This is a genomic window from Sphingomonas sp. (genome assembly GCF_035714405.1).
Lineage (GTDB): Bacteria > Pseudomonadota > Alphaproteobacteria > Sphingomonadales > Sphingomonadaceae > Sphingomonas.
Genome location: NZ_DASTMA010000004.1, coordinates 1 through 8317 on the forward strand (window position 1 = coordinate 1; position 8317 = coordinate 8317).

Sequence of the window (8317 nt, forward strand, 5' to 3'; positions counted from 1 at the left end):
CCCTGGCCGCGCCCATTGGGTCGCCCAACTCGACGGCGGCCTGTCCACCGGCGACATGCTGCTCTACTTCGCCACCAGCACAGAGCACCAGTTCCTCTACTCCGCACACATCACCGGCGGAATCGACGTACTGGGGTGAGGCTCGGTTGACGAACCAGTGGTAGCAAGTGCCTAATAGATACAATACTTTGAAACCTGTAAGCCGCTGAGCCTCCCGGGGAGGGATTGTCATGGATATCACGGGCACGGCGCTGGATGACCGGCTGGATGGTACGGTAGACGCCGACACGATCCAGGGTCTCGAGGGCCACGACTTGATCAGCGGTGGCAACGGTGACGATACGGTCGACGGCGGCGACGGCAGCGATTACATCCAGAGCGGGGACGGCAGCGATACCGTCCGGGGCGGCGACGGCGACGACAGCATCGACGACATCGGCGGCGGCTCCGACACGCTGATCGGCGGGGCGGGCGACGATTCAATCCGGCTCCGCCACTCCTCCTGGTCGCAGCCGGTCGCCGAAACCATCCGGATCGACGCCGGCGACGGCAACGACCGGGTCGATTACAGTTCGATGCACTTCTACCTGGCGTCGAGCACGGCCACGATCGATCTCGGCGCGGGCGACGACCGGCTGACGCTGGAAACCGATTACCGGGACACTGTGCGGGTGTCGCTCGGCACCGGGCGCGACACGGTGGTGTTGAGCGAGAACGGCTATTTTCCCAACGCCGTCGTCGTCGCCGACTTCGCCGCGGGCGGCACCGGAGACGCGATCGACTTCAACGCCTGGATCACCGCCAAGCTTTACGGCTGGGATGGAAGTAACCCGTTCGGCGCGAGCGGCCATTTGCGGCTCGTCCAAACGGGCGCAGACGCCGTGCTGGAGATCGACGGCGACGGGCCGAACGGCCCGTATTCGTCGTGGCGCCCCCTGTTTCGCTTCGAGAACACGACGGCGAGCGCGTTCACGGCGGCGAATCTGGGCGGCTGGCGGCCCGATGGCGCGGCCCCGCCCGCGACCAGCATCACCGGAACCGACCTTTACGAGGTGATCAAGGGAACGATCGGCAACGACACGATCCGCGGGCTCGGCGAGAGAGACGAGATCGACGGCGGAGCGGGCAACGATACGATTTACGGCGGCGCGGGCAACGACAGCGTTCACGGCGGCGCGGGCAGCGATTTCGTCGACGGGGGGGACGGCGACGATTATGTCTCGGGCGGGGGCGGGTCCGACACGCTGATCGGCGGCCGCGGCAACGACATGGTCTCCTTCTCGACCTCCAACGTCATCCCGAGTGTGCAGACGGTTCGCATCGACGCCGGTGTCGGCGACGACCAGGTCACCTTCGCCAATGACGGATATGTGTCCGCCGGAAGCCTCGCGACCATCGCTCTGGGCGACGGCAACGACCGGCTGCTGCTCCAGTCCGCCGCCGGACCGACCCGCGTGACGCTGGGTCGCGGCCGCGACACGGTGGTGCTGACCGAACAGACGCGGCGCGTGGACGCACCCGAGTTCACCGACTTCGTGCCCGGTGCGGCGGGCGACGTCTTCGAACTGGCCGAATTGTTTCAGCGGCTCGGCTATTGGGACGGCGGCAATCCGTTCGGCGCGAGCGGGCATGCGCGACTCGTTCGGGCGGGGCCGGACACGCTGCTGCAACTGGATCCGACCGGGGCCGCGGTGGATCATTCCCGGTTCGAGACCAGAGCGGTGCTGCGCAACGTCGACGCCGCGGCGCTCACCGCCGCCAATTTCGCGGGCTTCGCGCCGCGGATCGTCGGCCTTGCCGAAGCCGCCACGGTCTCGGTCGCCGCGCCGGAGGCGATCGCCGAGGACGGCGGACAGGCGCTGTCGCTGAACCTGACCTTTTCCAATGTCTCGCAAGCCCGCGGCACGGTGACCCTGTCGTTCGCGGCCGCCGGCTCGACCGCGACCGACCGAACCGACGTCACCGTGCCGAGCTATTCCGAAGAATACGCCATTCCGCCCGCGTCGGTCCAATATACGTTCGCCTTGCCGACGATCGCGATCCTTGCCGACAGCCTTGTCGAGGGAACGGAGACGATCGCGGTGACGATCCGCGCGTCGGGGCAAATGTTCGATACGGGTACCGACACCAAGACGGTCACGATCAAGCTGGTCGACAGCGGGCAGACCGGCGGCATGGGTGCCGATACGCTGACGGGAACCCGGTTCAAGGACGACCTGACCGGGGCCGCGGGCGACGACCGGCTGATCGGCGGCCTGGGCGACGACCGGCTGGACGGCGGCGCGGGGCAGGACACGGCGGTGTTCGCCGGTGGGTTCCGGCAGTCGAGCGTCGGCACCGCGTCGGGCGTCACGACCGTCGCAGGACCGGAGGGCGTAGACACCGGCGTCGGCGTGGAGCAATACCGGTTCGCCGACGGCGTACTGGTGATCGATCCCGACGGCGCGGGCGCGCAGGTGCAGCGGTTGTATGCGGCGGTGCTCGACCGCTCCGCCGACCAGGCCGGGCTGGAGAGCTGGCTCGACCGGATGCACGACGACGGCTGGACGCTCGACCGGGTCGCCGATGCCTTTCTTCGGTCACCCGAGTTCCAGGCGTCGGGCGCGAACGTCGCGGGCAATGCGGCATTCGTCGACTTCCTCTACCGCCGGGTGCTCGATCGCGCCGCCGACGCGGCGGGCCGCGCCGACTGGATCGCACGGCTCGACGCCGGGCTCGCCCGATCGGACGCGCTGCTGTTCTTCTCGGAAAGCGGCGAGCACAAGGCGCAGACCGCGAGCATGACGGCGGGCGGCTGGTTCGAGACGGACGACGCCTATCAGACGGTGGCGCTGCTTTACGACAGCTTCGCCGGCCGCAGGCCTGACGCGGCCGGGCTGATCGGCTGGGCCGAGGCGCTCAAGGGCGGCACCATGACCCTGAGCCAGGTCGCCGCTGGCTTTGCCGCCTCCGACGAGTTCCGCACGCGCACCGCCGGGCTCGACCGCGGCCAGCTTGTCGACTTCATGTACCAGAACACCCTCGACCGCCCACCCGACGCCCCTGGCCGCGCCCACTGGATCGCCCAGCTCGACGGCGGACTTTCCACCGGCGACATGCTCCTCCTCTTCGCCACCAGCACTGAGCACCAGTACCTCTACTCCGCATACATCACCGGCGGCATCGACGTGCTATAGGCTTGGTTCAGGGGAGCCGCGTGGGCTTAGAAGCCCCCGTCCAGCATGATCCCGTACTGCCAGAAGGAAGCGGTCAGCGCGGCATGCTCGGGCGATTCCGAGAAGGCGGCGAGGATGGTGTGGCGGTCGACGCCGGCGTCGAGGCTGGCCACCCAGCCGGCCACCCCCGAGGCCTCGCCCTCGCGGTCAAGGATCAGACGATAGAGCTGCTCGGCATAGGCCTGGTTCGACAGGCCGTCGTAACGTGCCCGATGGGTATCGGTCGTCATCAGCGCGGCCGCCATCTGCCCCAGCGTCTGTCCGCTCTTGAGGTTCGCGATCCATGTCCCGAAACCCGCCGCGTCGGGCAGCCGGTCGAGCGCCGCATCATAGAGCCGCGCCGCCTGCAAGGCGGTGGGATCGGCCACCCACTGGCCGTTCAGGAGATTGGGTGAGGCTGCGACATGCTCCTGCCGCTCGGACACCTGCACCAGCACCTACGCGCGCGTCGCCGTGCCGCCGTCCAGCGCCGCGACATAGGTGGCGCTGTCCGCGCCCGCTGCATGATCCACCGAGAACCGGAACAGCCGGTCCACAAAGGCTGCATTCGACAAGGCGGCATAGCCCCGCGCCGCTGCCTCGCCCGAGAGCAGGAATGCCTGCGCCACGCCGGCCGGCGTCACCCCCTTGTTCAAAGCATTGGACCAGAAGTTGAGGCCGTCCTGATCGGCCGCCCGATCGAAGGCGGTATCATACAGCCGCGCAACCTGCGTCGCGACCGAACCGGTGCCATAGTCGAACTGGCCGTCAATAAAGAAGGTCCGGCCGGTCGCTGTCAGCGTGTCCGTCCCGGTCTCCGTTCCGCCGCCGATGCTGTGCGTGGCGACGCCGGCATCCAGCCTGTCGGAGATGGCATATTGCCTGCGGAACCCGAGGTAATAAGCGTCGCCGTTCGACAACCGGTCGTCGCCAGGCCCACCGACCAGCATGTTGATGCCGCCGCCGCCGTCCAAGACGTCGTCGCCCTCGCCGCCCAGCAGCCGGTCGTCGCCCGCCTCGCCATGGAGCGAGTCGACGCCGACGCTTCCCCTCAGCACGTCGTTGCCGTCCCCGCCCCGGATCTCGACAAGGCCGTACGGCAGAAACTTCTGCACAACGGTAACGCTCTCGTCGCCGGCGGCGCCCTGAAACTTCAGGTCGCGGCTGCTCAGCATGGTGAACTCGAAGGCCTCGATGCCGTACAATGGGCCATATCCCCAACTGCTGCGGGCGACGTACCAGCTCATCATGTTGGTGCCTGTCGCCGTCAGGTCCACCGTCCAGGAGCCGAAGTCCACGGCCAGCGTGTCATAGCCGCTGCCGCCGTCCAGATAGCCGTAATATTGGTTCCCGCCGTCCAGGACGATGCGATCGTCTCCGGCACCGCCGGCGATGGAGCCGAGGGCAGCATAGATCGTGTCGTTGCCGTCGCCACCCTCGATCAGGTCGTAGGATCCGTTGTAACGACCGGCACGGATGACATCGTTGCCGCCGAGGCCCTTGATCGTATCATCCTGGAGGGTGCCCTCCAGGGTGTCGTCACCCTCGGTTCCGGTGATCGTTTCCATGGCAACCCTCTCCTGCTTGGCCTTGCAAATGGCTCCATAGCAAAAGAGAAGGACGATCTTCCAATCCTTTACCCGAGCGGACGAGGGTAAACCCTTTCGCCGGACCCGGAGCGGCCGGAGCATGAGACATGACCATGGACGCGACCCGCAGGACCGTGTTACTTGCGCCGCTGCTGGCGGTAACCCAGGCGAGCCCGGCGGCCGACATGGACGCCGCGGCGGACATCGTTCTCGACGACCGCGTCGCGCTCCGCGCGGTGGTGCCGCGGCCCGGCCTGCGCGCGCGGACACGGCAGGAGAATGCACTGTTCGTCTTTCGGCCAGGAGACGCGCGCGCACTGGTGGCGGTCGACACGGTGGAAGGTCTGGTCGTCCGCTCGGCGCATGTCCCTCCCGCGCAAGGAGTCTGGCGGCGGGTCTTCGACGGCCCGGCCGAGGTCGGGTGGTTCACGCGCGAAGGCGAACGCGATGCCACGGCCGCCATCGTGGCCATGGCCGGCCTCATGCAGCTCGGCGCAATCCGGCAGCTCCGCTGGGACCGCACGCTACGCTACACGGACACGGCCGCAAGCCGGCCCGGCGCGGTCACGCTGATCGACGTGCCGGGCGTGTCGATCGACATGACGGGCGGCGCGCTCGCCATGGATAACCTCCGGGTCGACGGCACGGGCAGCGGCAGCGGCTTCTGGTTCGGCGGAAGCTGCCACGACTGCACGCTGCGCAATCCCACCATCGCCTGGACAAGGCGGCCGCGCCGGCGGTCGCGCGGAGATGGGATCACCTGCAAGAGCCGACCCGGCAGCGCATGGGCATCGCGCGGCTTTCGTATCGAAGGCACGGCCACGATCCGCGACGCGCCACAGGCCGGCATCATCATCATGGGCTGCGACCGCCCGCATGTCGCGGCTGCGGCGATCGAGCGGACGCTGGCGGACGGCCTCCACTTCAACGCCTGCCGCGCCCCCGCTTTCGGCACCGTCCGCCATCTGGACGTGGAGCGCTGGGAGGGCGACGACGTCGGCGACGATGCGGTCGCGCTGGTGACCTATGCAGGCGAGGCGAGCGATCCCGCTGCCGACTGGAAAACGAGCACGACGCCATGGGCGCGGCCGGAACTGGACGAGTGGTCGAACACCGGCGCCACGGGCGGGCGGGTCGAATCCGTTCATGGCCGCGCCAATGGCTTGCGCATTGCGGGCGCGTCTGGCGTCACAATCGATGCCGTGTCGGCGACGGGCAAGGCCGGGGCCGCGGTCGTGATCGACAGCGCGGAGGAGATCGGTCGGGATGCGGCATGGCAATATCGCGCATCGCGCGACGTGCGGATCGGCGCGGTCGACGCAGGCGATTGCCTGTGCGCTGTTCAGGTCATCAGCCGCCATGCGGCGAGCGACGCCTATCGCCGATTCGGGGTCACGGTGGGCCAAGTGCGGTGCAGCGACGCGGCGACGCATAGTGTGGCGATCGAGCGTGCTGCCGGCGTGACGTTAGGGACGGTAACGAGCGAGCGGAGCCGGCATCAGGCCTTGTTCGTCGACACCGCCGCCGCAGTCGTAATCGAGGCGTTGCGCGTCGCCGGGTCGGCCGACCACGCCATCATCCTGCAGGGGAAGCAGGAGGGGATACGCATCGACGCGGTCGAGGCAGCCGACCGGGATATTCTGCTGAATGCGAGCACCGGCTCGGCCAGCGATGTCGTCCTCGGCACGGTGACGTGCCGGTCCTTCCAGGCGGTCGGCCCGATCAACGGCCTGTCCATCAACACGCTGCGCTGCGCCGGCGGGACGGCGCGGTTCCAGGCGGACCCGAGCCGGGAGGGGGGAACAAGCAGGATCAGGCGGGTCCGCCTGGGCACGCTGGCGGTGCTACGGCCGATCCTGCCGGCGGTGGTCTTCGCCGATGTCGAAAGCCTGGCGATCGCCTCGCTGACGGTGGGCGAGCTCCCGGGCGCTGGCACCGCCCCTGCCGACAGGCGCGTGGTAGTGCTGGACCGGATCGTCGACGCGAACGTGCATTATACGCTGGCCGAGGACCGCCCGGCGCTGACGGCGCTGGCGCTTGGCGGCGGCGTCGGATCCTACGTCAGCCGGCGCGTCCGCGTGGCCCTCACCTCGCCCGGCGAGCCCCGCCTGCTGGTGCAGGAAGGCGTGTCGGCGCCGCGCGAGGTGCAGATATCCCGAGTCAGGCAATAAGCGACGCCGCTCATGGCGCCGGCTCCACCCTGAATATCTGCCCGTCGCCGAAGTCCACGATGTAGAGCCAACCCGCGCGGTCGACGCCGAAACTCGAGATGTTGCCGATGGACTGTGCGGCATCCGTTGGGCGGAACGCGCCCGTCCTAGATGTTTGGTCCCGGGGGTTGATGGTGCGGGTCTGACGTGAAGCGTCTAGGCTCTTTCTGCCATGCTGTGCAGATTGCTTCGTATGGCGTGAGCCCCTTGAGGGTCTTGAGCCTGCGGCCGAAGTTGTAGGCGGCGACGAAGTCGCCGAGATGCTGCCGGAGCTGGTCGTGGCTGTCGTAGTGGTACCGTTTGACGGTCGCTTCCTTGATGGTTCGGTTCATCCGTTCCACCTGACCGTTGGTCCACGGATGCCGCGGCTTTGTCAGGCGATGCTGGACGTCAAGATCGGCGCAGGCCGCTTCGAAGGAATGGCAGCGGAAGGGCAGCTTCTGCGCCCGCATCGCCTTGATGTCCTCGGGCGTCCAGCCATCACCGGTGGGATCGGTGAAGTGCGTTCCCCCTTCGACTTCGCTCAGGACAGGATTGTCGGTGAGGACGGTGTGGATCTTGTAGGGTACGGCGGCTGCGAGGTGGCGCAGGAAGTCGGCGGCCACACGGCGCGTCGCCTTCTCGTGCAGCTCGACGAACGCGAACTTGGACGTCCGGTCGATCGCGACGAGGAGGTATAGCTTGCCCTCCTCGGTCCGCACTTCGGCGATGTCGATGTGGAAGTACCCGATCGGGTAGGACTTGAACTTGCGCTTTGCCGGCTTGTCGCCGTCGACCTCGGGCAATCGGCTGATGCCGTGGCGCTGAAGGCAGCGGTGCAACGACGAGCGTGTCAGGTGCGGGATCGTCGCCTGGAGCGCGTAGAGGCAGTCGTCGAGCGGCAGCAGCGTGTGGCGCCGGAACGCGACGACCACCGCCTCTTGCTCGATCGACAGCGAGGTTGATCTTGGGTCCTTCGGACCCGTCGGGAGATCAGCCGTTGACCTGCGCTTCTTCCACTTGGCGATGGTCTTCTGGTTGACCCCGTGACGCCTGGCCAGCGCCCTCAAGCTCTCTTGACTATGCTGTATCGCTCGACGGACTGCCTCAGTCGTCGTGGCGCTCCCATGGAGTACCTGGCCCATAATGCCTCCTTCCACTCAGCCGTGAAGAATGCACCATCAAAGCCCGGGATCAAACAACCAGAGCGTGACCGGATCACGTTGAGGCGTATCCGGAGTTGACGAGGTAGTTGCGGCATTCGTCTGGGGCGAAGCAGTCGAGTAGGGAGCCGATGCGCTTCCATGTTGCATCGACAGATCGCTCGTCGGCTTTTCGGAGTAGC

The 8317-nt window shown here is 67.6% G+C and carries 5 protein-coding genes and 1 pseudogene; 2 read left to right on the forward strand and 4 right to left on the reverse strand.

Annotated features, from left to right (window positions below):
* Positions 1-230: 230 nt before the first annotated feature.
* A complete protein-coding gene (locus VFQ64_RS01040; RefSeq protein WP_325101446.1) occupies positions 231-3176 on the forward strand; it encodes a DUF4214 domain-containing protein in 2946 nt (981 codons plus the stop codon).
* A gap of 26 nt (positions 3177-3202) precedes the next feature.
* Here VFQ64_RS01040 and VFQ64_RS01045 read toward each other — a convergent pair whose 3' ends face one another.
* Together VFQ64_RS01045 and VFQ64_RS01050 are read right to left on the reverse strand one after the other, a co-directional pair.
* Positions 3203-3640 (reverse strand): DUF4214 domain-containing protein, encoded by a 438-nt coding sequence (locus VFQ64_RS01045; protein ID WP_325101447.1) that lies wholly within the window; start codon positions 3638-3640, stop codon positions 3203-3205.
* A 12-nt stretch (positions 3641-3652) separates the two neighbouring features.
* Positions 3653-4762 carry a DUF4214 domain-containing protein gene (locus VFQ64_RS01050; protein ID WP_325101448.1) on the reverse strand — a complete coding sequence of 370 codons (1110 nt, stop codon included), beginning with the start codon at positions 4760-4762 and terminating at the stop codon, positions 3653-3655.
* A gap of 128 nt (positions 4763-4890) precedes the next feature.
* On the opposite strand from VFQ64_RS01050, the gene VFQ64_RS01055 reads away from it, so the two are divergent.
* Positions 4891-6954: a hypothetical protein gene (locus VFQ64_RS01055; protein WP_325101449.1), complete on the forward strand. Its 2064-nt coding sequence runs from the start codon at positions 4891-4893 to the stop codon at positions 6952-6954.
* A gap of 146 nt (positions 6955-7100) precedes the next feature.
* Here VFQ64_RS01055 and VFQ64_RS01060 read toward each other — a convergent pair whose 3' ends face one another.
* Together VFQ64_RS01060 and VFQ64_RS01065 are read right to left on the reverse strand one after the other, a co-directional pair.
* A complete protein-coding gene (locus tag VFQ64_RS01060; RefSeq protein ID WP_325101450.1) occupies positions 7101-8117 on the reverse strand; it encodes an IS481 family transposase in 1017 nt (338 codons plus the stop codon).
* Between the two features lie 73 nt (positions 8118-8190).
* Positions 8191-8317 (reverse strand): annotated as a pseudogene (locus VFQ64_RS01065) (IS630 family transposase); the annotation flags it as partial.

Excerpts from the sequence above, each read along its gene's own strand:
- VFQ64_RS01050 (WP_325101448.1), bottom strand. The coding sequence starts at position 4,762 with ATGGAAACGATCACCGGAACCGAGGGTGACGACACCCTGGAGGGCACC.
- VFQ64_RS01060 (WP_325101450.1), bottom strand. The coding sequence starts at position 8,117 with ATGGGCCAGGTACTCCATGGGAGCGCCACGACGACTGAGGCAGTCCGT.
- VFQ64_RS01055 (WP_325101449.1), top strand. The coding sequence starts at position 4,891 with ATGACCATGGACGCGACCCGCAGGACCGTGTTACTTGCGCCGCTGCTG.
- VFQ64_RS01040 (WP_325101446.1), top strand. The coding sequence starts at position 231 with ATGGATATCACGGGCACGGCGCTGGATGACCGGCTGGATGGTACGGTA.